Origin of the sequence: Thermosynechococcus sp. PKX82, from assembly GCF_031583255.1 — a bacterium.
In the GTDB taxonomy this organism is placed as follows: Bacteria; Cyanobacteriota; Cyanobacteriia; order Thermosynechococcales; family Thermosynechococcaceae; genus Thermosynechococcus.
The window spans coordinates 1,244,072-1,264,741 of record NZ_CP134169.1; the positions used below are offsets into that span (position 1 = coordinate 1,244,072).

Consider the following 20,670-nt stretch of genomic DNA (forward strand, 5'->3'; position numbering starts at 1 on the left):
ATGTTCAAAGGAGCTTGTAATTAACGATACGCCCAAAACTCTCCGGCTGCAAACTAGCGCCACCCACTAGCACCCCATCAATTTCTGGCTGCGCCATGATCGCATCAATGTTGTTGGCATTGACCGAGCCACCGTACTGAATGGGGACATCGGGATTCTGTAACTTGCTGCGAATCAGGCCAATGACACGGTTGGCTTCCGCTTCTTCACAGGTATCGCCCGTACCGATCGCCCAAATGGGTTCGTAGGCAATCACCAAATTGCTCTGATCGACATCCACCAAGTCCAGGGTCAACTGCTGAAGGATGTGGTTTTCAGTTTCCCCAGCATCCCGTTGGGCTTTTGTTTCACCGACACAGAGAATGGGGGTCAGGCCATAGTGTTGGGCAGCCTTGAGCCGTTGGTTGACCGTAGTATCGGTTTCCCCAAAATACTGCCGCCGCTCACTGTGGCCAACAATCACGTAGCGCACGCCCAACTCCACCAGCATCGGTGGCGAAATTTCCCCTGTAAACGCCCCTTGATCCGCCCAGTGGACATTTTGGGCACCCAGCTTCACCCGCGTTCCGTGCAGACTCTTGGACAATACACTTAAACAGGTGTAGGGAACACAGAGCACCACCTCGCGATCGCTGGGGGTGTCCACCAATTTCCCTAAGAACTCCTGTAGGAAGGCCACCGCCTCCTGTTGAGTTTTGTGCATTTTCCAGTTGCCAGCAAGAACTTTTGGGCGCACTCGTCCTGACTTTCCTCTGCGAAACTTAGCGTAATTAAGCGTACCACACGAGTTGCCTCATATAATTAGAGGTTTAACTGAGGAAGTGGCTCAGACTTAACCCAGCTTGTCCCAAACCGCCGCAATTCGGGGAGATTGACGCTTGGGTTGCACGCGCGGAGTCCGCCGTCCGAGTTTGACTTGGTAGGTGTCGTTGTCAACTGTCACATAGCCGAGTTGGCGAACCTCTGCGAGGGTGGCACTGACCTCTTCCGCAGACCACTGCAACTGCTCAGCCAATTCTGGCACGGTGAAGGGCGTTGGCTGGCGCATCATCAGTGTCAAGAGCGATCGCTGGCGATCGGGCAAAACCAACAAATCTGCTGGATTGAGACCCCCACCGCAAGCACTGCTAGCATTTTGACTGTCTATCATTGGCAATGTTCCTCAATGGCAGTGACTGGCAGTGGCACTCGAGAAGGATCAAAAGGATCAAAATTCAGTCAGTCTCCTTACTCCTAGGCTACCCTAATCCAACAGATGCTGCACAACACTCCTGACAACGAGACTGTAGGGATGCTCAGGGTAGCGTAAACAGAAAATATCGCTGCTCCCCAGTTGAAACATTTCTTCACAAACAGGCAAGATACCCGCAACGGGCACACCATAGGTCGTTTCCACCTGCTGCTTGAGGGAGTCCTTATTAAAGGCGCTGGGGACTTTGTTCACCACCATCACCATTTTGGGCACATCCAGCTGCCGCGCCACATCAACCGTGACCGCTGTTCCTTGAAAGTCTTGGCGATCGGGTCGCAGAATCAGCACCAAGGCATCGGAGACTGTAATCGAGAGCAGCGTTTCCTCATTCAGCCCTGGGTGGGTATCAATGAGCAAAAAGTCGAGATTCAGCCCTTGGAGCAACTGCTGAAAACCATCATTGAGCAAGCCGACATCGTAGCCTTCCCGCAGCACACGGGTAATTTCACTGGTTTTGAGGCTAGAGGGAATGAGATAGATTGCTCCTTTGGCTTGCTGGCCGTGAGCCGTAATCAGATGGCTGACATCCCGCGCCACATCAGTAATTTCACAGCGTCCCCACAGGTAGTCATTCAGGGCATGTTCCGTATCTTCCGACTCAAGGCCAAAGAGCACATGGATACCGGGGGATTGAATATCCGTGTCCACGATCGCCACCCGATAGCCCAAGGTTGCCAAGGTACAGCCCAGATTTGCTGTTGTATTTGACTTGCCTGTGCCACCACGAAAAGAATGCACAGAAATAATGCTACCCATGAGCTGTCCTCGCTGCTCTGAACAATTCAACGTCTATTTTCACATCCTGCCGTCGAGGAAACATCTCATCCCAAATTCAGAAGATAGAATCCAAACGGCCAGCCCATCAGACAAGGGGTCATTCCGCGTCTTGGAAATACTGCTGGGCGTAGAACTGGGCGTAGCGGGCAGACTGGGCAAGTAGTTCTTGATGGCTGCCACTTTCAATGATCCGCCCCTGCTCTAAGACAAGAATGCGATCGGCGCGACGAACCGTGGCCAAACGGTGGGCAATAATAAAGACGGTGCGCCCCTTCATTGCCTTTTCGAGAGCACTTTGCACCAAGGCTTCCGATTCAGAGTCCAAAGCAGAGGTGGCCTCATCCAAGATCAAGATACGCGGATCGGCATAAACTGCACGAGCGATCGCCAGTCGTTGGCGTTGACCCCCAGAGAGATTAATCCCCCTTTCCCCGACCCATGTCTGATAGCCATCAGGAAACTGAGTAATAAAGTCATGGGCATTGGCGATTTTGGCGGCCTCAATCAGTCGCTGCCAATCCGGTTCAGAGTAACCAAAAGCAATATTTTGGGCAATACTGCCTGAGAAAAGAATCGTTTCCTGAGGAACAATGCCAATTTGCCGCCGCAGGCTTTTCAGGGTCACAGTTTTAATGTCAATGCCATCAATCAAGACTTTTCCCGCTTGGGGGTCATAAAACCGGGGCAACAGGTTAACAATGGTGGATTTACCTGCTCCTGAATGTCCCACAAGGGCAATCACCTCGCCCGGCTCCGCCAAGAGATTAAAGTCCTTGAGCACGGGACGCTCTAGATCATAGCCAAAGCACACATCTAGGTATTGCACTTTGCCAGAAATGGGGGGTAGGGGCTGCGCATGGCTCATTTCCTTGATCGTGGGTTCGAGAGCCAACAGGCCAAAGCTACGCTCCACCGACGCCTGTGCCATCTTGAGTTCATTGTAATCAGCAGAAATCATATTAATGGGTTCCATCAGTAGCGCTACTGCGGCAACAAAGCTGAGGAACTGCGGCCCTGTGAGATGACCGGCATTGATTTGCCACGCCCCCAAGATAAACAGCAGCATAATGCTCAGAGCCTCAAGAAACCCCACCACCGGGTATTGCATTGACTTAATGCGTTCTGCACGGTAGCGAGCACGACGGTTCATATCAGCCTGCTGTTCAAACTGCTCTACAGCATAGTCCTCAGCCGCAAACGCCTTAATCAGACGAATCCCCGAAAAAATCTCCGTGAGGTGGGAGGCCAAATCCGCAATGCGGGCTTGACTCAGGCGCGACTGTCGCAACAACCGATTGCCAAACCAAGCGATGAGAAACGTCATCAGTGGCGCAATGATCATCGTCCCCAATGTCAGTTGCCAGTTGAGGTAGAACATATAACCAATGACGGCAACTGTGGTTAAAGTTGAGGGGATGAGGCGATGAAAACTGCTATTGACCATGACGCCAATGCGATCCACATCCTCAGTGAGGCGGTAGGTGAGATCGCCGGTCGCTGCCTTTTCAAAATAGTCCACCCCCAAACGATGCAGATGACGGTACAGCCGCACCCGAATGTCATAGACAATCCGTAGGGAAATATCGGACATTAGGACATCTTGGCCAAATTGGCAAAAACTACGACCGACAAACAGCAGCGAGGAGGCGGCACACCATTGAATCAGGCCTATCAAATCCCCTGCCCCGATGAGCTTCGCCGCTTGGCCAATCAGGTAGGCGATCGCCGGCATGGTCGAGACGTAGCCGAGGGTACACAAAAAAGCGACCAGCAACCGTCGCCGATAGGGAAGGATATAAGCAAGTAACGGCCGGTAGCTGGTATTCCAAAGCATGGGCTATTTTCCAATGCAAAAACGGCTAAAGATTTGTTCTAGCACAGACTCCGTCACCTCTTCCCCGGTTAGGGTACCAAGGGCACGAGCGGCAGCATGCAGGTCAATTGTCCAAAAATCGAGGGGGAGTTGGGCATCAATGGCCGCAAGCACATGATTCAGGGATTGGTGAACCTGCTCCAAGAGCGCGGCTTGACGTTGGTTGATGGCAAAGTCTAGGTTGGCGGCGGTAACCCCTTGGCCTTGGACAAGGTCTAAAATGGCGTCCTCGAGAGACTCAATTCCCCTTTGACTGAGGGCCGAGAGCAGCACAGTGGGAATGGGGGCAATGGGCAATGGAATATCTTGAACCTCTACGGTTTCGCTGAGGAGATCAGCTTTATTCAAAACCACCAAGACGGACTGAGGCGCTTGCTGCCGCCGCTGCTGCAGCTCGAGTTGGTCGTAAATCTCCTGATCGGCGGCTGTCCACCCTTGACTGGCATCAATGACAAGGAGGATGAGATCAGCACTGGCTGCGGCTTGGCGCGATCGCTGGACGCCAATTTGTTCGACAAGGTTATCGGTCTCGCGAATGCCTGCGGTATCAAGTACTTGGATTGGAATGCCACCGACAACCAATTGGGACTCGACAATATCGCGGGTGGTGCCGGGTAAATCTGTCACAATGGCGCGATCGCTACGGCTCCAAGCATTGAGCAGACTCGACTTACCGACATTGGGGCGACCCACAATGGCCACTTTTAGCCCAGTGCGGATCAGTGCTCCCCGTTCTGCTGTGGCCAAAAACGCTGCCACTTGGTGTTGCAGCTGGCGAATGTCCTCAGCAATGGCTGCGGGGTCAAGGGGGGGTAGCTCGTCCGTAAAATCGAGTCGCGCTTCAATTTCCGCCAAGAGGGATAAACAGGTCTGACGAATCTGCTTGAGGGGGCGGGCGAATTTTCCTGTCAGACCCGCCAAAGCAATTTGAGCGGCGGTTGTGGATTGGGCAGCCACCAGTTCAGCCACACTTTCGGCTTGGGTGAGATCAAGGCGACCGTTGAGGAAGGCGCGCAGCGTAAATTCCCCCGGCTCGGCGAGGCGTGCCCCGGCGGCGACACACAGTTGCAGCACGCGCTGGACAGGGATGAGGCCACCATGACAGTGAAATTCCACCACATCTTCGCGGGTGTAGGAGCGGGGCGCCAGCATTAACAGCAGGAGCGCTTCATCGACCCGTTCCCCAGTTTGGGGGTCGCGGACATAACCATAGAGAATGCGATGGGATTCCCAAGGCTGCTTGCCGGGGGCTTCAAATAAAGACTGAGCGATCGCGACTGCTTTGGCGCCTGAGAGACGGACAATGCCAATACTCCCTTGCTGGGGCACAATAGCCGTGGCGATCGCCACAATCGTGTCATGAAGGGATTGCACTAGCGTTGGCGCTATGACGCCCTAGAGACTCATCTCGGCGGCTTGCACTTTCTCGACCTGTTTCTTCTTCAGAACCAGCAGAATCTGCGAGAGGGTGATGGCGGCAAAGAAGACCAACAGCCACTTAATGCGGTTGGGATCCTGCAGGACAATTTCCGTATCCTTTTGCCCAAAACCACCCACATTGGGATTGTTGGTGAGGGCTTCACCCGCTGCCACCGTTTGGCCTTCACTGACAATGAGGTCAGGGCCAGCGGGAATGGTCTCTGTCACTGCTTCACCACTCTCGGGGGTGATCACCACCGCAGTACTGCCATCGGGGTTAGCGGTAATACTGGTAATCGTGCCCGCGATCGGTGCAGTAAAGACGTTATTGTTGCTCTTTTCACCATTGGGATAGACTTGGCCGCGACCGCGGTTGCCCCCAGCGTGAACGGAGTATTTACCGAAGTGGATCGATTTATCCGTGGCAGGGTTGGGGGCGAGGACGGGGAAAACAATTTCCTGATACTGCTCACCCGGTAAGGGCCCCACCAGAATAATGTTTTGCTTGTCCTCACTGTAGGGCTGGTAGTAAATGCCGCTGGTTTTGGCTTGTAACTCCTCGGGAATGCGATCGGGAGGAGCAATTTTGAAACCCTCGGGCAGCATGAGAACTGCACCGACATTCAGACCGCCCTTAGAGCCATCCCCCAACACCTGTTGCACACGGGTGTCGTAGGGAATTTTCACCACGGCTTCAAAAACGGAATCGGGGGTGACGGCTTGGGGCACTTCCACTTGGGTGGGTTTGGCGGCGAGGTGACAGTTGGCACAGACAATTCGCCCGGTCGCTTCGCGAGGACTGTCATAGCCCTGCTGCGCATAAAATGGATAGGCCTGTGCTTGCGGTGACCAAAGAAGCACACTGGCGGCAAGGGCGATCGCCAGCGTCAACGATTTGAAAAAGCGTTTCATACCACTCCCTAATTTCTTTTTACGTCCACCAAGGTTCTTTGCCCGTGCGGAAATCGGTTTCCGTCCAAGGGGTAAACACCAGTTTGTCATCTTCGGTAACCGTGGCATTCACCAGTGCCAAGGAGAGGGGAGCAGGGCCACGCACCACTTTACCCGTGCTGTCGTATTGAGAGCCGTGGCAGGGGCAAATGAACTTGTTTTCACTGACATTCCAAGGCACCACGCAGCCAAGGTGAGTGCAGACGGCATTCAAGCCGTAATTGGCAATTTGGTGATCCTCAGTAACAATCACGTAGGTGGGATCCCCTTTAATCCCTTGGACAAGGGAGCGATCGCCCGGCAGGTGCTTCGTCAGGTAGTCGGAAACCTTAATATCGTTGCCTAATGCATCCTTGGCAACTACACCACCACCCGTGCCGCCACTGGAGGGCGGAATGAAATACTTGACGACAGGGTACAGAGCGCCCAACGCTGTACCGGTAATGGTACCAAACGTCAGCAGGTTCATAAACTGTCGCCGCCCCATATCGGGCACATCAGACATTCCAGAAACTTGAGCCATGGTTTACGCTTATTTACTAAGGAATCGAAACGAACAGCCGTAAAATAATTACGTTTGTTAACTATTATCACACTGTCCGAGCCGTCCTAGCCGCAAGGGCTGAAATTCTTGCCAATGCTGACGCCCCTCACTGGTGATGAACTCCATGCCTTGCTCCTGCGCAAATGGGGGCGCTCCTTTGACCTTCAGTTTCGCCGCGTGGGCGATCGCATCTTTTTGCAAGTGATGTGGCGTTACCTCGAGCAGGCCTCCTATCCCGATACGCCTGAAGATTATGCCGCCCACCTTGGGGCGATCGCCCAGCACCTCAATGACTGGGGCTGTGCCCAGCAAGTTTGCACCTTTATTGAGACCACCCGTGAGAAACCCCGCCTCGGCAAAGCGGTGAATATTCCCCTCAACCTTGGCACCCGCATTATCGAATGGCTGGAATAGCTGCCCTTAGCAGATTTTTGAAAAAATGTTAAGAATGTTAAAAAGGATTGCGATGATGTGGGAGATGTCCCCCCTATGCCTGAGAATGTTTGCGGAAGGTTACGTCAGCCCGTCGGGTTCATCGCCGTACCTATCTCTCCTACAGGAGTGCGGTGAATCGTAACATTCCAATGGCAAATGCCACATTATCAAGACCCTTGTTTTACAATTCCAACTTTGGAGGAACTCAATGAGCGTCGTCACGAAATCGATCGTGAATGCAGATGCCGAGGCCCGTTACCTCAGCCCCGGTGAACTGGATCGCATTAAAAGCTTTGTCAGCACCGGCGAGCGCCGTCTGCGCATTGCCCAAACCCTGACCGAAAACCGCGAGCGGATTGTCAAGCAAGCGGGCGATCAACTCTTCCAAAAACGTCCTGATGTGGTCTCCCCCGGTGGCAATGCCTACGGTGAAGAAATGACCGCCACCTGCCTGCGTGACCTCGACTACTACCTGCGGCTTGTGACCTACGGTATTGTTGCGGGTGATGTCACCCCCATCGAAGAAATTGGTTTGGTGGGTGTGCGTGAAATGTACAACTCCCTCGGCACCCCCATTCCTGCCGTGGCCGAAGGGATCCGCGCCATGAAGAACGTTGCTTCCTCGCTGCTGTCTGCAGAAGATGCCGCTGAAGCCGGTTCTTACTTTGACTTCGTGATTGGCGCCATGCAGTAGGTCGCCTCAGCATCCTTCATTGATCCATCATCCAAATCAGTTTTTGAGGAAAAAGAACTATGCAAGACGCGATTACCGCTGTCATCAACGCCTCTGACGTACAAGGCAAATACCTCGACACCGCCGCCATGGAGAAGCTGAAAGCTTACTTCGCAACTGGCGAACTGCGGGTGCGGGCTGCGACCGTGATCAGCGCCAATGCCGCCAATATCGTCAAAGAAGCAGTGGCCAAATCTCTGCTCTACTCTGACATCACCCGTCCCGGTGGCAACATGTACACCACCCGTCGCTATGCGGCCTGTATCCGCGACCTCGACTACTACCTGCGCTATGCCACCTATGCCATGCTGGCTGGGGATCCTTCCATCCTCGATGAGCGGGTGCTCAATGGGTTGAAAGAAACCTACAACTCCTTGGGCGTGCCCATCGCTGCCACTGTGCAAGCCATCCAAGCTATGAAAGAAGTCACCGCCAGCTTGGTGGGTGCCGATGCCGGCAAAGAAATGGGCATCTACTTTGACTACATCTGCTCTGGCTTAAGCTAAGTACAGCTCTCCAGTCGCACATCTGTCTGGGAGTTAGGGGTTAGAGTGTCAGCCTGTCATGGCAATTGTGCTTAAACAGTCTGAGTCTGGCCTTTAGCTCCCAGACGTGTAATCACCCTACACAGATTTGGAGTCCCATCCCATGCGCATCTTCAAAATTACCGCCTGTGTGCCGAGTCAAACCCGTATTCGCACCCAGCGCGAACTGCAAAACACCTATTTCACAAAACTGGTGCCCTACGAAAACTGGTTCCGCGAGCAACAACGCATCCAAAAAATGGGTGGCAAAATTGTGAAAGTGGAACTGTTTACGGGTAAGCCGGGGGTCAACACTGGTCTAGCCTAGGTACCCCTCTAAAACTGTTTCCTAGCGATTTTGAGGCTTCACTGTTGAGATAGTTGATTGGGGGGGTGCTCCCTTCTGAGGCAATTATCTGGGCGGTGGAGCTTTGCTCATCAGAGAAGCTTTAGAGAACTTTTCCCAAGGCTGCTAAACGAGAAAACGCTCCCAGCCATCGCCATATTGGAACCGCATTTTCGGGAAAACGGCCTCTAAATTCTCGTGGGGGCGCGGGATCACCGTTGACGACAGATAGAGCGTTTTTTCCTTAGGACTTTGAGCTGGAATTTTCTTGGCGGCTTCCACACCCGCTGCAACCGCAATTTGCACTTCAGAAACGTCGCCGCGCACAATAATCGTCAGGCGAGCACCACTGACCACTTCATAGCCCACAAGGGTAACACGCGCCGCTTTCACCATGACATCGGCAACGGCTAAGGCAGGGGGATGACCCAGTACTTCTACCATCCCAAGGGCAATGGGCATGAAGACCGCTCCTAAACACAAAAATTTGTTAAAGTAATGCCATTCTTGCGATCGCGAAGGGATGCACTAATTTGGCAACATCAGCATATCATCTCTATTGAGAGCCTTGATAAGTTCGAGGGGCGATCGCGATAATTGATTTTTATCGCCAAAATCATCTTTTCTGATTGAGTCTTTTTTGAGGGTATTGCAAGTTTAAGCCTCAGAACGCCCCACCCCCATCAGCTTGGCCAAGCCAATCCCCGTAAAGTAGAGGGCAAGCAGAGCACCCGCCAACAGTCCTTGAGTAATCGGATCAATGGAGGGGGTCAAAACCGCTGCCACGGCTACGGCAATAATCACCACGTAGCGCCATTGGCTGAGCATTTGCGGGATGGAAACAATGCCGAGGGCAATGAGTACCAACTGGAGAATCGGGACTTGGAAGGCAAGGCCGGTGGCAAGGAGCAATAGCAAAATAAAATCCACATAGCGATCGATCGACCACAGTTGCTCAACCACATCTGCCCCATAGTTAATGAAAAAGCCAAGGGCTGCGGGTGCCAAGAGGGTATAGGCAAAGGCCAAACCGGCAATAAAGAGAATGGATGAACCAAAAACCACCGGTGCCAGCAAGCGTTGCTCACGTCGTGTCAATCCCGGCAGGATAAAACGGATGGCTTGGTAGAGAATCATCGGCGTCGCTAGGAGGATGCCACTGTAGGCCGCCGCTTTACAGGAGACAAAAAAGTACTCCCCCGGACTTAGTTGCAGGAATTTCGCACCATGGGCTGGTTTTTCAAGGAACTGAATGATCCAGCGGACTTGGGTAAAGCAGAGAACAATGGTGACAGCAACAGTGCCGAGGACAACAAAGAGCCGCTGTCGCAACTCCTCAAGGTGATCCCAGAGGGACATTTCCACTTCATTGGGCAGTTCATCCTCAGGGTCAATGGGGTCGCTTGCCTCAAGGGTGCTGTCAACAATCGCTGAGGATTCTGGAGCCGGACTATCAATATCGGGCGATCGCGTCATTCAATCTCTGCAATTCCTACTCTTTCACAATTATGAAGGAAGTGCCGACGGGGTTCCACCCTCTCTTCAGCAGTGATGTAGCTCTTTTTACAGGGATGGCACACACTGAAAACAGCCAAAGCAGCTACCAAACAGGAGCATCCCCCCTTCTTTACCCCCTAATTGTCGAAAAGCGCTTTAGCTAGAGTTTTCTGAATCCTTGTCCTGCTTTTTACAATGATAGGAGAGCGTAAGAATTATAATGCGTTAGCGCTGCCCCAAGGGGTCGCAATTCAATTCTGCAATCTTGATCACCTGCACTGACACTCGTCTATGTCCTTAATGGCAATTCCCCGCAGTTGGGGTAAGCTGCCGCTGACGGCTGAACTGCTCAGCAAATTACAACACCAACGGGAACTGATCCTCACGGGGATGCCCCGCCTTGTCAAGGGCTTTGTGGCCACCACATTGGCGCAGCAGAGTCAGCAATCGCTGTGTGTGATTACTTCCACCTTAGAGGAGGGGGGACGCTGGGCGGCGCAATTGGAACTCATGGGTTGGGAGGCGGTGCTCTTTTACCCGACATCGGAGGCCTCTCCCTATGACCCCTTTGACTTGGAAGCGGAGATGGTCTGGGGGCAACTGCAAGTTCTAGTCGAGAGCGATCGCCCCAATATTGCAATTGTCACCACCGAACGGGCACTGCAACCCCATTTACCCCCACCAGAGCAGTTTCGTGCCGCCTGTCTAACTTTAGAGGTGGGTCAAGAGCACTCCCTAGGGGAAGTGGCCACCGCCTTGGCAGCCCTTGGTTATGAGCGGGTTTCTCTCGTGGAAACGGAAGGCCAGTGGAGTCGGCGCGGCGACATTGTGGATATTTTCCCCGTCTCGGCGGAGCTACCGGTGCGCTTGCAGTGGTTTGGCGATGAGATTGAGTCCATTCGCGAGTTTGATCCGGCCAGTCAACGCTCCCTACACACCGAGGGCGATCGCCTTGATGCCCTTGCGCAGGTAACCCTGACGCCCATTAGTTTTACTCCCCTGATTGCCCAAGCCCTGCGGGCAGCAGATCACGCCCATCTCATTTCGGAGGATCAAGAGGGATTGCGGCGCTATCTGGGGGTGGCTTTTGCGCAACCGGCTTCGCTCTTGGATTATTTGCCTGCCCAAACCCTCATTGCCGTGGATGAGCCGCCCCTCTGTGCTGCCCATGGCGATCGCTGGTATGAGCACAGTCAAGCCTACTGGCAAAGCCTTGAAACGCCACCCCCCCCCATTCATCGTCCGTGGTCAGCCAGTGCCCAAGCCCTCGAGCGGTTTCAACGGGTGCACCTCTACGAACTGGCCAGTGAGGGACTCGGTCTCAATTTATCAGCACGGGCGGTTCCAGCCATTCCCCACCAATTTGGTCGCTTGGCGGCAACCCTGCGGGAGGAACGGGACAAGGGGTACACCGTGTGGTTGGTCTCTGCGCAGCCGAGTCGCTCTGTAGCCCTGTTGCAGGAGCATGATTGCCCCGCCCAGTTTGTGCCCAATCCCAAGGACTTTCCGGCCATTGATAAGCTGCAACAGCAGCGACTGCCCATTGCCCTCAAGGCCAGTGGTCTAGCGGAAATTAGTGGCTTTATTTTGCCTACGTTCCGCACGGTGCTGGTGAGCGATCGCGAGTTCTTTGGCCAGCACAACCTAGTCAACCTTGGCTATGTGCGCAAACGCCGCCGCGCTGCTGCCAAACAGGTGGATCTCAACACGCTTCAGCCGGGGGACTACGTCGTCCATCGCCAACACGGCATTGGTCAGTTCCTGCGCCTAGAAACGCTAACGATTAACAACGAAACCCGCGAGTATCTCGCCCTGCAATATGCCGATGGCATTCTCCGCGTTGCTGCCGATCAACTCAACAGCCTCTCCCGCTACCGCAAACAGAGCGATGGCGTTCCCCAACTCAATAAGTTAACGGGCAACACTTGGGAACGTACCAAAGCCCGGGTGCGCAAGGCCATTAAAAAAGTAGCGGTGGATCTGCTGCAACTCTATGCTCAACGTGCCCAACAACAGGGCTTTGCCTTCCCTCCAGATACACCGTGGCAGCAGGAAATGGAGGACTCGTTTCCCTATCAGCCCACTCCGGATCAACTCAAGGCCATCCAAGAGGTTAAGGCCGATATGGAGAGCGATCGCCCCATGGATCGGCTGGTCTGCGGTGATGTTGGCTTTGGCAAAACCGAAGTGGCCATTCGCGCTATTTTCAAAGCCGTGATGGCAGGCAAACAGGTGGTGGTTCTTGCACCCACAACGATTCTGACGCAGCAGCATTACCACACCCTCAAGGAACGCTTTGCCCCCTATCCCATTCAAGTGGGACTCCTCAACCGCTTTCGCAGTGAGCGGGAGCGCCAAGACATCCTACAAAAACTCAAAACCGGCGAAATGGATGTTGTCGTGGGCACCCATCAACTCCTGAGCAAAACCGTTAAATTTCGGGACTTGGGGCTACTGGTGGTGGATGAGGAACAACGCTTTGGCGTCAACCAAAAGGAGAAAATCAAAGCCCTCAAAATCCAAGTGGATGTGCTCACCCTCAGTGCAACGCCAATTCCCCGCACCCTCTATATGGCTCTGTCGGGGGTTCGGGAGATGAGCCTGATCACCACACCACCCCCCTCGCGGCGCCCGATTCAAACCCACCTTGCCCCCTATGACCCAGAAACGGTGCGCAGCGCGATTCGCCAAGAACTGGATCGGGGGGGTCAAGTTTTCTATGTCGTGCCGCGGGTTGAGGGGATTGAGGAGGTGGCGGCAAAGCTGCAAGGGATGGTGCCCAGTGCCCGCATTCTCATTGCCCATGGTCAGATGCCCGAAGGGGAGCTGGAATCGACGATGTTGGGGTTTAGCAATGGCGAGGCCGATATCCTTGTCTGTACGACCATCATTGAGTCCGGCTTGGATATTCCCCGCGTCAATACGATTTTGGTGGAGGATGCGCAGCGGTTTGGCTTGGCACAACTTTATCAACTGCGGGGTCGGGTTGGCCGAGCGGGCATTCAAGCCCATGCGTGGTTATTTTACCCCCGCCAAGAGGTGCTGACTGAAGCGGCACGCCAACGACTGCGGGCAATTCAGGAGTTTACCCAACTGGGATCGGGCTACCAACTGGCAATGCGAGACATGGAAATTCGCGGTGTGGGCAATCTCCTAGGGGCGGAGCAGCACGGTCAACTGGACAGTGTTGGCTTTGATTTGTATGTGGAACTGCTCGAGGAGGCGATCGCTGAAATTCGTGGCCAAGAGATTCCCACCGTTGACGATACCCAAGTGGATCTCAATGTCACTGCCTTTATTCCCGCCGACTATATGCCCGATTTGGAGCAAAAGATGGCCGCCTACCGCGCGGTGTCCGCTGCAACGACAAAAGAAGACTTGATGCAATTGGCGGCAGAGTGGAGCGATCGCTATGGGGCATTGCCCAAATCAGTTCAGCAACTGCTGCGGGTTGTGGAACTCAAGCAACTGGCACGGCAGTGTGGCATTAGTCGCATTCGCCCGGAAGGCAAGCAACATGTGATCTTGGAAACTCCGATGGCGGAGCCAGCATGGAAACTGCTCCTAGAGCAACTGCCCACCCATCTCCAAACTCGGTTTGTCTATAGTCAGGGCAAAATTACCGTGCGGGGTCTAGGGACGCAACCGGTGGAGAAACAACTGGCGCAACTCATCGACTGGTTCAGCCAAATGAAAACAACCGTTGCAACAACCCCCTAAAGCACGGATTGCGGATCTAGTTGGTCTAAAAGGGGCTGAAGAACCGCTTCCCAAGGGGGGAGGGGAGTCCCCAAAACCGCCTCCAACTTCTCGCAGTTGAGGGTGGAAAAGGCGGGTCGCTTGGCCGGTGTCGGATACTCACTGCTGGGAATCGCCTCTAGGGTGGCAGTTGCATAGCCCTTGGCACGCAGGTGATCAAAAATTTTTACCGCAAAGCCATACCAACTGGTACTGCCGCGGGGCGTCAGGTGATAGAGACCGCTCAGGGAGGAATCCACCTGCCAGTGTTCCAGCAGTTGATAGGTGACTTGGGCAATGAAGGGGGCAGCCGTGGGCGTACCGATTTGATCGGCAACGACCCGAACCACAGGACGGGTTTGGGCAAGGCGAACCATGGTGCGCAAAAAGTTCTTGCCCCGCAGGTCATACACCCAACTGGTGCGCAAGATCAGGTGGGCGGGGTGATGGGTGGCGATCGCCTGCTCTCCTAGCCACTTACTATAGCCATAGGCATTGAGGGGGGCAGTGGCATCGGTTTCGCGATAGGGTCGCGACTGCGTACCAGCAAACACATAATCCGTCGAGTAGTGAATCAACAGCCCTCCCAAAGAGGCCATCGTTTCTGCCAAAAGACCCACAGCTGTGCCATTAATCCGTTGTGCCCGTTCCGGTTCCTGTTCCGCCTGATCCACGGCAGTATAGGCCGCCGCATTGATGACCACATCGGGGCAAAGGGTTTTTACTAGGTTGGGAATGGCCTCTAAATCTTCCAAGTCCAGTGTTACGGCAGTGCCTTGGCGAGCAATGGGAATGACTTCTACCCCTTGGGGAGCCTGCTGCACCAATTGCCAGCCCACCTGCCCCGTTGCCCCCAAAATCACTAGCCGCATTTTCCGCCCTCCCTGATGATGAACTGATTGTTAAAATACTTTAAGAGTTTGCGCGACTGCCCATGAATACGGCAATTGTCCCCAGTGATTCCGCGCCCCAAGAGATTGCGATCGCGGCTGAAACCCTTCCCAATGATCCGGAGACCTTTCAACCCTATGATCCCGTGGCCATTGGTGCCTACTACCGGCAGCGACCTTTACTGGTCTTCAGTCGCTGGTTGCGGATTCTCTGGCCAGTGTTTTGGCTGCTCTTTAACCGTTGGTGGGACAGGGTCACAGGCCAAAGTAAACAAAATCAACACCAGCGAGCGATCGCCCTGCGGGAAACCCTCACCCGCCTTGGACCAGCCTATATCAAAGTGGGGCAAGCCCTCTCCACTCGTCCGGATCTCTTGCCAGCGGTCTATTTGGAAGAATTAACAAAACTCCAAGATCAGTTGCCACCCTTCCCCAATGAAGTGGCCTTTCAGTTTATTGAGGAGGAACTGGGCGCCCCCCCCAGTAAGCTTTTTGCTGAACTGAGTGATCATCCCATTGCGGCTGCCTCCTTGGGACAGGTGTACCGGGGCAAACTCCACAGTGGCGAAGAGGTGGCCGTCAAAGTCCAGCGTCCCGGCTTGGCAGAAAGTATCACCTTGGACATTTACATTCTGCGGGGGGTGGCCTATTGGGCAAAACGCCTGATCAAGGAGATTCGCAGTGATTTAGTGGCCATTCTCGATGAATTTGCTGGTCGCCTCTTTGAGGAAATGGATTATACCCAAGAGGGACGGAATGCCGAACGCTTTGCCCGTCTCTATGGCCACCTCACCGATGTCTATATTCCCAAGATTTACTGGAATTATACGCGGCGGCGGGTGCTCACCATGGAGTGGGTGACGGGGGTCAAACTCAACCAACCGCAGCAAATTCAAGCCTTGGGGCTTGATCCGCGCTACATGGTGTATGTGGGGGTGCAGTGCTCCCTGCGGCAGTTGCTCGAACATGGGTTTTTCCATGCTGATCCCCATCCAGGGAATCTGCTGGCCATGCCTAGCGGCAAATTGGCCTATCTCGACTTTGGCATGATGAGTGAGATTGCGCCAGAGCAGCGCTATGGCTTGCTGAATGCCATTGTCCACATTGTTAACCGTGAGTACGAAAGCCTTGCCTACGACTATGTTCATTTAGGGTTCCTAACCCCCGATACAGATCTGGAACCGATTATTCCGGCGCTGGCCTTGGTCTTTGAGGATGCCTTGGGGGCGAGTGTCTCGGAACTAAATATCCAACGCATTTTCGATCGCCTGTCAGAGGTGATGTACGAGTATCCCTTTCAGGTGCCTGCCTATTATGCCTTGATCGTGCGATCGCTCCTGACCATGGAAGGGATTGCCATGGGCGTTGACCCCAACTTTAAGGTACTCAGTGCCGCCTATCCTTACATTGCCAAACGACTGCTCACGGATCCTGCCCCAGAGCTGCGCACAAGTCTCACGAACCTGCTCCTCAAGGATGGTCAATTTCGCTGGACGCGCCTAGAAAATCTGCTGCGCAATGCCCGCGAGAGCCGTGACTATGACTTTAATGTGGTGCTGGAGCAGGCTTTAGATTTTCTCTTTTCGGAGCGGGGAGCGGAGTATCGCGATCGCCTAGCGGATGAAATTGTCAAGAGCCTTGACACGTGGGCACGGACAACCATAGGGCAATGGAACTTGGTGCAACTCTTACCCCTCGTCACCCGTCCCGTACCAGCAACGGCAAGTTCTAATATCATCAGTGAAGCCAATGCCCTAGAGCATTTGCGCCGCATTTTCAGCATTTTGCAGGATACCCCCGGCTTTGACTGGGGCAAAGTCATCCCTGCAATTCTGCGGATTATTGTGCGCCCAGAGGTACAGCAAATGGGTCAGCGTATTGTCAACGGCCTCCTGCAACGGGCGATCGCCCGCTTTATTCGGGAGATGTTGCTGGCGGACTCGCAGCCGGCGCTTCAGACGACGAGTTTGTCTCGCTAGGTTCTGGGGATACGGGCGGTGGTGCTTCTTCAGTGGGGGTGGGTGCTGGTGAGGCTTCACTCGCAGGGGATGGTCTAGCCTCTGGTTTTGGTGTTGGTGGTAGCGTTGCCGGTGCTGGCATGGCAGGCTGTGGTCTTGGGGTGGCAGCAGGTTGCTGACCTCGGCACACTTCGGGGCGATACTCAAAAGCAAAGGTGAGCGCTAGGGCTTGGTACTGCCCTGTGGCCTCAAAGGATTGCTGACGTACCCGTTCTAGGGCGGCTTGATCGAGGAGTACAGAACCACTGCTGCGAATAATCTGGGGATTGCGGGTGAGCAAACCCGTTTCTGGGGCGGCATTGGCAGGCAGCAATTGCCCTTGGGGAGTGACCACCACCGCAACGGTTGTTTCCCCCTGCAGGCGATCGCCACAGGCCTCTTGGGGATAAAAGTCCGTGATCCGCTGGGCTAAATTCACTTGTAGATTCGTCGTATTGAGGGTCAATCGCGTTTGATTCAACCACCGCGATAACGCTGCTGCCGCTTCGCCTTCTGTGGTTGCTAGGGGTTCTTCAGGGGTGGGTTCAGGCGTAGGCGTCGGTGAGACGAGTTCCGGCGCAACGGCCACCTCTTCATTCGGGGTTGTCGGGATAACGGGTAAGGGGCGGGCGGGCGGGGGCAATTGCCATAGCGGCGGCAAAGGTTGCAGCGGTACTGGATTGGGTAGGGGCGGCAGTTCCGTCAGCGGCGGCAAGGGGGGCAGGGGTGCCAAGGGGGCAAAGGAAAGAGGGGGTGGCTCAATGCCTGTAAACGGTAGAGGCGGTGGTGCGGTCGTGGCAAGGGGCGGCAGTTCCGTGGGCAAGAGCGGTTCAATCGAAGGTAAATCCGCTTCGAGTTCCGGAGAAAGGCTGACCAAGGGCACCAGTTGATCACTGGCCAACTCTGGCGGTGTGGGTTCGGGCACCCGCACAAAGGAAAGAATCACAGCGTGCAGCAGAATTGAACTAGCGATCGCCAGTCGTGTTGGCTCCCACACTGGCCACTGGGAAACCCTTTGCCAAATGGGTTGCATTGGTAGCCGCAGCACCCCAGATCCTCCACACCAATATTCATGACAATTGTATCTCGGCTGCTTAAATTTGTAACAAGACTTGCTATAATCATCCACATTTGCATTCTCTGTGAATCATGTTCGCCCAATTTCGAGAAGTTGAAGTTATACTCAATCGTTTTTTTGTGAAAAATCTGACTCAACAGGATCTCACATTTTATGAATACCAATGCCAATTTACTCAAGTGCCAGAGGAAGGTAGCGAGCAAAAAGCCCTTTCCAGCGTTTGCTACAAACTAGGTGTAACTGCTGTTCGACTAGGGAACCGCATTATTACAAGGCAGCCTATTGATACTAGTAAGATGCAAACTCAGGGTTGGCAGTTACAGCAAATAGGATGTAGAGAGCTGAGTTGTCAAAATGATCACGAAAGGCAGGCACTGGAATCCTTTGAACGCAAAATCCTAGAGTGCAAATTAAAAGAAAAATTTGAGAAAACCAGAATTGAAAAAGATTACGAAGTCGGATTGATTTGGTGGATTCCTGTTGAAAAAGGGATAGAAAAAAGGGGGGATGGCTGGGAAGTACATAGAGGTAGAGCAATCAACGTTAGAATTGAGCCAGATGGAAAATTATACTTGGAAATTGATATTCATCATCGCTTTTATACTCCATTTACACTTGAATGGTGGCTCAACAAATATCCCGATATTCAGATCAAGTACGTCAGAAATACTTACGAAGATAAAAAAGTTTGGATTCTTGAAGATTTTTCGAATAAAAGTCCAAATGACGTAGAAATAAAAGAACTCGGAATCAGTTTAGCGGATTACCACCGTCGAAAGGGTGCATCTGAAGAAGAAATAAATGAATCACGTGTTGTAATTGTTAGAAAAACTAGTGACTATAAAGCTAAGCCAGTATATCATCTATCTCAAAGACTATCACCAGTTCTCACAGTGGAAATTTTAGCACAAATTGCTGAACAAGGCAGAGAAAAAAGTGAAATTCAAGGTGTGTTTGACTGCATTAGGAAAAACATTAACCTGCGTTTGTCGGAATCCCAAAAAACAGCCGAACTCATTTTCAAACACATCTATAATCTTAGTTGTCAACCAGAGCCGATCAAAGTTAACGGGTTTGTCATGCCTCGCGCAAAACTATTAGCTCGCAATAATAAAGAAATTGACAAAACAGCTAAAATTAGCTCCTTTGGCTGTGCAAAAATTGGTGAAAAGAAATTTGGTTGCCTTAATCTTTCTGATGATAAAACTGAATATCCAGAAGAAGTACGAAAATGCTTACTGGAAATAGCGAAAAATAGTGGCACCCAGATACAAATAGACTCCTATTTTACCAAAAGCGAATACCCGGAAGGTTATCTGGCTCAACAAAGATTCTGGCAGCAATGGGCTGCTCAAGAAATTAAAACTGTCTTAGTGGTGATGCCTTGGTCACCCAATGAAGAAAAACAGAAATTGCGAAATCAAGCATTAAAAGCAGGTATAGCAACTCAGTTTATAGTGCCAGTTAATGTAAATAATTATAAATCTCTCAATGTTTGCCTAGGGCTGTTGTGTAAAGCCAAGTGGCAGCCTGTCTATCTAAAACCATTAGATCATCCTGAAGCTGCTGACTTGGTTATCGGTTTTGACACAGGTACAAATGGAAGACTGTACTATGGCACTTCTGCTTTTGCAGTTTTAGCCAATGGTCAAAGCTTGGGTTGGGAGTTACCACATGTGCAACGGGGAGAAACTATCTCTGGCCAAGCAATTTGGCAAGTTGTGTCTAAGCTAGTGCTTAAATTCCAAGACAATTGTCATTCCTACCCTAAAAAGATACTACTGATGCGTGATGGCCTTATTCAAAAAGGGGAATTTGAGCAGACAATTGAAGAACTAAATAAAAAAGATATTGCTGTCGATATTCTCAGTGTCCGTAAAAGTGGCTCAGGCAGAATGGGACGTGAGATTTGTTCAACTGATAGCAAAGTAACCTATCAGGACGCTGCAGTGGGTACTGTTGTCTTGTTCGAGGAAACGAACTCATTTATTTTACAAAGTAGCGAGGAGGCAAGCAAGAAAAAATATGGAGGCAGTGCTAGACCGTTGCGCGTTGTGCACACCCATGGCAAGACCCCTTTAGAACTACTGGCTTTACAGACCTATCATTTGACTCAATTGCATCCTGCTAGCGGATTTTGCTCTTCTCGACTGCCTTGGGTACTGCACCTCGCCGATAAAAGTAGCAAAGAGTTTCAGCGCATCGGTCAAATCAGCGTTTTACAGAATATTGATCGAGAAAAGTTAATTGCTGTTTGATAGAACAATAGATTTTAATCTAGCAAAATACAGGGCAACATTGAAATACCTTATGCAGTCTGCCCAAACAGCGGCAGAACCCTCTTAATCGAGCAATCAATCTATGAGAAGGTAACCAGTTTTAGATAAAATTCTATGGATTAACTGATTCATACTCACCTGCCTTGAGCTGAAATAGGGGTCAAGGGCTTAAAATTAGGTTTGATAATACGAGAAACTAGAAAATATTATCAATCATTATATTGTCAAAAGAAACCCCTGACCCTATGCTTGTTTTAGAAATAATGAGGACGGTGATTAACGTTACGATAACAATCGGCTATCCCGTCATTATTTTCTGTAGCGATCGCTCTGATTG

The 20,670-nt window shown here is 52.5% G+C and carries 18 protein-coding genes; 7 read left to right on the plus strand and 11 right to left on the minus strand.

Annotation, left to right across the window (positions count from 1 at the left end; genetic code table 11):
- Positions 1–4: 4 nt before the first annotated feature.
- From tpiA to petC, 7 genes are all read right to left on the minus strand, one after another.
- Positions 5–736: a triose-phosphate isomerase gene (gene tpiA / locus RHH53_RS06005; RefSeq protein WP_206201478.1), complete on the minus strand. Its 732-nt coding sequence runs from the start codon at positions 734–736 to the stop codon at positions 5–7.
- Between the two features lie 96 nt (positions 737–832).
- A complete protein-coding gene (locus tag RHH53_RS06010) occupies positions 833–1,150 on the minus strand; it encodes a hypothetical protein (RefSeq protein ID WP_310744229.1) in 318 nt (105 codons plus the stop codon).
- Positions 1,151–1,243: 93 nt separating this feature from the next.
- Positions 1,244–2,008 carry a MinD/ParA family protein gene (locus tag RHH53_RS06015; RefSeq protein WP_149817487.1) on the minus strand — a complete coding sequence of 255 codons (765 nt, stop codon included), beginning with the start codon at positions 2,006–2,008 and terminating at the stop codon, positions 1,244–1,246.
- Between the two features lie 118 nt (positions 2,009–2,126).
- Complete coding sequence (locus tag RHH53_RS06020; RefSeq protein ID WP_302679094.1) at positions 2,127–3,863, minus strand: ABC transporter ATP-binding protein; 1,737 nt, start codon at positions 3,861–3,863, stop codon at positions 2,127–2,129.
- Between the two features lie 3 nt (positions 3,864–3,866).
- Complete coding sequence (gene mnmE / locus RHH53_RS06025) at positions 3,867–5,276, minus strand: tRNA uridine-5-carboxymethylaminomethyl(34) synthesis GTPase MnmE (protein ID WP_310438387.1); 1,410 nt, start codon at positions 5,274–5,276, stop codon at positions 3,867–3,869.
- Positions 5,277–5,297: 21 nt separating this feature from the next.
- Positions 5,298–6,233 (minus strand): cytochrome f, encoded by a 936-nt coding sequence (gene petA, locus RHH53_RS06030; RefSeq protein WP_149817480.1) that lies wholly within the window; start codon positions 6,231–6,233, stop codon positions 5,298–5,300.
- A gap of 19 nt (positions 6,234–6,252) precedes the next feature.
- A complete protein-coding gene (gene petC, locus RHH53_RS06035; RefSeq protein ID WP_310744230.1) occupies positions 6,253–6,795 on the minus strand; it encodes a cytochrome b6-f complex iron-sulfur subunit in 543 nt (180 codons plus the stop codon).
- A gap of 114 nt (positions 6,796–6,909) precedes the next feature.
- Here petC and RHH53_RS06040 point away from each other — a divergent pair, with 114 nt between their 5' ends.
- The 4 genes from RHH53_RS06040 (at position 6,910) to RHH53_RS06055 (ending at position 8,836) form a co-directional block, all read left to right on the plus strand.
- The gene (locus tag RHH53_RS06040; protein WP_149817476.1) at positions 6,910–7,230 is read left to right on the plus strand and encodes a DUF3067 family protein; all 321 of its coding nucleotides are present in this window, start codon (positions 6,910–6,912) and stop codon (positions 7,228–7,230) included.
- 229 nt (positions 7,231–7,459) lie between these two features.
- Entirely contained in the window at positions 7,460–7,945 is a 486-nt protein-coding gene (gene apcA / locus RHH53_RS06045; protein ID WP_149817474.1) for an allophycocyanin subunit alpha, read from the plus strand.
- Positions 7,946–8,004: 59 nt separating this feature from the next.
- Positions 8,005–8,490, plus strand: a complete 486-nt coding sequence (gene apcB, locus RHH53_RS06050; protein WP_149817471.1) for an allophycocyanin subunit beta — start codon at positions 8,005–8,007, stop codon at positions 8,488–8,490.
- Positions 8,491–8,632: 142 nt separating this feature from the next.
- Positions 8,633–8,836 (plus strand): phycobilisome linker polypeptide, encoded by a 204-nt coding sequence (locus RHH53_RS06055; protein WP_206201483.1) that lies wholly within the window; start codon positions 8,633–8,635, stop codon positions 8,834–8,836.
- Positions 8,837–8,980: 144 nt separating this feature from the next.
- Here the strand turns inward: RHH53_RS06055 and RHH53_RS06060 are convergent, their stop codons facing one another.
- Both RHH53_RS06060 and tatC read right to left on the minus strand, forming a co-directional pair.
- Complete coding sequence (locus RHH53_RS06060; RefSeq protein WP_024125880.1) at positions 8,981–9,316, minus strand: carbon dioxide-concentrating mechanism protein CcmK; 336 nt, start codon at positions 9,314–9,316, stop codon at positions 8,981–8,983.
- Between the two features lie 195 nt (positions 9,317–9,511).
- The gene (tatC, locus tag RHH53_RS06065; protein WP_149817467.1) at positions 9,512–10,330 is read right to left on the minus strand and encodes a twin-arginine translocase subunit TatC; all 819 of its coding nucleotides are present in this window, start codon (positions 10,328–10,330) and stop codon (positions 9,512–9,514) included.
- Positions 10,331–10,642: 312 nt separating this feature from the next.
- Between tatC and mfd the strand changes: the two genes are divergently transcribed.
- Positions 10,643–14,071 carry a transcription-repair coupling factor gene (gene mfd, locus RHH53_RS06070; RefSeq protein ID WP_310744231.1) on the plus strand — a complete coding sequence of 1,143 codons (3,429 nt, stop codon included), beginning with the start codon at positions 10,643–10,645 and terminating at the stop codon, positions 14,069–14,071.
- Here mfd and rfbD read toward each other — a convergent pair.
- Entirely contained in the window at positions 14,068–14,961 is an 894-nt protein-coding gene (gene rfbD, locus RHH53_RS06075; RefSeq protein ID WP_310438384.1) for a dTDP-4-dehydrorhamnose reductase, read from the minus strand. The genes mfd and rfbD overlap by 4 nt on opposite strands.
- Before the next feature lie 62 nt (positions 14,962–15,023).
- Here rfbD and RHH53_RS06080 point away from each other — a divergent pair, with 62 nt between their 5' ends.
- Complete coding sequence (locus RHH53_RS06080; protein ID WP_310744232.1) at positions 15,024–16,958, plus strand: AarF/ABC1/UbiB kinase family protein; 1,935 nt, start codon at positions 15,024–15,026, stop codon at positions 16,956–16,958.
- On the opposite strand, the gene RHH53_RS06085 is transcribed toward RHH53_RS06080, so the two are convergent.
- Positions 16,894–18,024, minus strand: coding sequence for a hypothetical protein (locus tag RHH53_RS06085; RefSeq protein WP_310453452.1), 1,131 nt, complete (start codon positions 18,022–18,024; stop codon positions 16,894–16,896). The two genes, RHH53_RS06080 and RHH53_RS06085, sit on opposite strands and share 65 nt — an antisense overlap.
- 101 nt (positions 18,025–18,125) lie before the next feature.
- Between RHH53_RS06085 and RHH53_RS06090 the strand changes: the two genes are divergently transcribed.
- Complete coding sequence (locus RHH53_RS06090; RefSeq protein WP_310744233.1) at positions 18,126–20,312, plus strand: argonaute PAZ domain-containing protein; 2,187 nt, start codon at positions 18,126–18,128, stop codon at positions 20,310–20,312.
- Positions 20,313–20,670: the final 358 nt, after the last annotated feature.

Excerpts from the sequence above, each read along its gene's own strand:
- RHH53_RS06010 (WP_310744229.1), bottom strand. The coding sequence starts at position 1,150 with ATGATAGACAGTCAAAATGCTAGCAGTGCTTGCGGTGGGGGTCTCAAT.
- RHH53_RS06015 (WP_149817487.1), bottom strand. The coding sequence starts at position 2,008 with ATGGGTAGCATTATTTCTGTGCATTCTTTTCGTGGTGGCACAGGCAAG.
- RHH53_RS06020 (WP_302679094.1), bottom strand. The coding sequence starts at position 3,863 with ATGCTTTGGAATACCAGCTACCGGCCGTTACTTGCTTATATCCTTCCC.
- petA (WP_149817480.1), bottom strand. The coding sequence starts at position 6,233 with ATGAAACGCTTTTTCAAATCGTTGACGCTGGCGATCGCCCTTGCCGCC.
- petC (WP_310744230.1), bottom strand. The coding sequence starts at position 6,795 with ATGGCTCAAGTTTCTGGAATGTCTGATGTGCCCGATATGGGGCGGCGA.
- RHH53_RS06040 (WP_149817476.1), top strand. The coding sequence starts at position 6,910 with ATGCTGACGCCCCTCACTGGTGATGAACTCCATGCCTTGCTCCTGCGC.
- apcA (WP_149817474.1), top strand. The coding sequence starts at position 7,460 with ATGAGCGTCGTCACGAAATCGATCGTGAATGCAGATGCCGAGGCCCGT.
- apcB (WP_149817471.1), top strand. The coding sequence starts at position 8,005 with ATGCAAGACGCGATTACCGCTGTCATCAACGCCTCTGACGTACAAGGC.
- RHH53_RS06055 (WP_206201483.1), top strand. The coding sequence starts at position 8,633 with ATGCGCATCTTCAAAATTACCGCCTGTGTGCCGAGTCAAACCCGTATT.
- RHH53_RS06060 (WP_024125880.1), bottom strand. The coding sequence starts at position 9,316 with ATGCCCATTGCCCTTGGGATGGTAGAAGTACTGGGTCATCCCCCTGCC.
- tatC (WP_149817467.1), bottom strand. The coding sequence starts at position 10,330 with ATGACGCGATCGCCCGATATTGATAGTCCGGCTCCAGAATCCTCAGCG.
- mfd (WP_310744231.1), top strand. The coding sequence starts at position 10,643 with ATGTCCTTAATGGCAATTCCCCGCAGTTGGGGTAAGCTGCCGCTGACG.
- rfbD (WP_310438384.1), bottom strand. The coding sequence starts at position 14,961 with ATGCGGCTAGTGATTTTGGGGGCAACGGGGCAGGTGGGCTGGCAATTG.
- RHH53_RS06080 (WP_310744232.1), top strand. The coding sequence starts at position 15,024 with ATGAATACGGCAATTGTCCCCAGTGATTCCGCGCCCCAAGAGATTGCG.
- RHH53_RS06090 (WP_310744233.1), top strand. The coding sequence starts at position 18,126 with ATGTTCGCCCAATTTCGAGAAGTTGAAGTTATACTCAATCGTTTTTTT.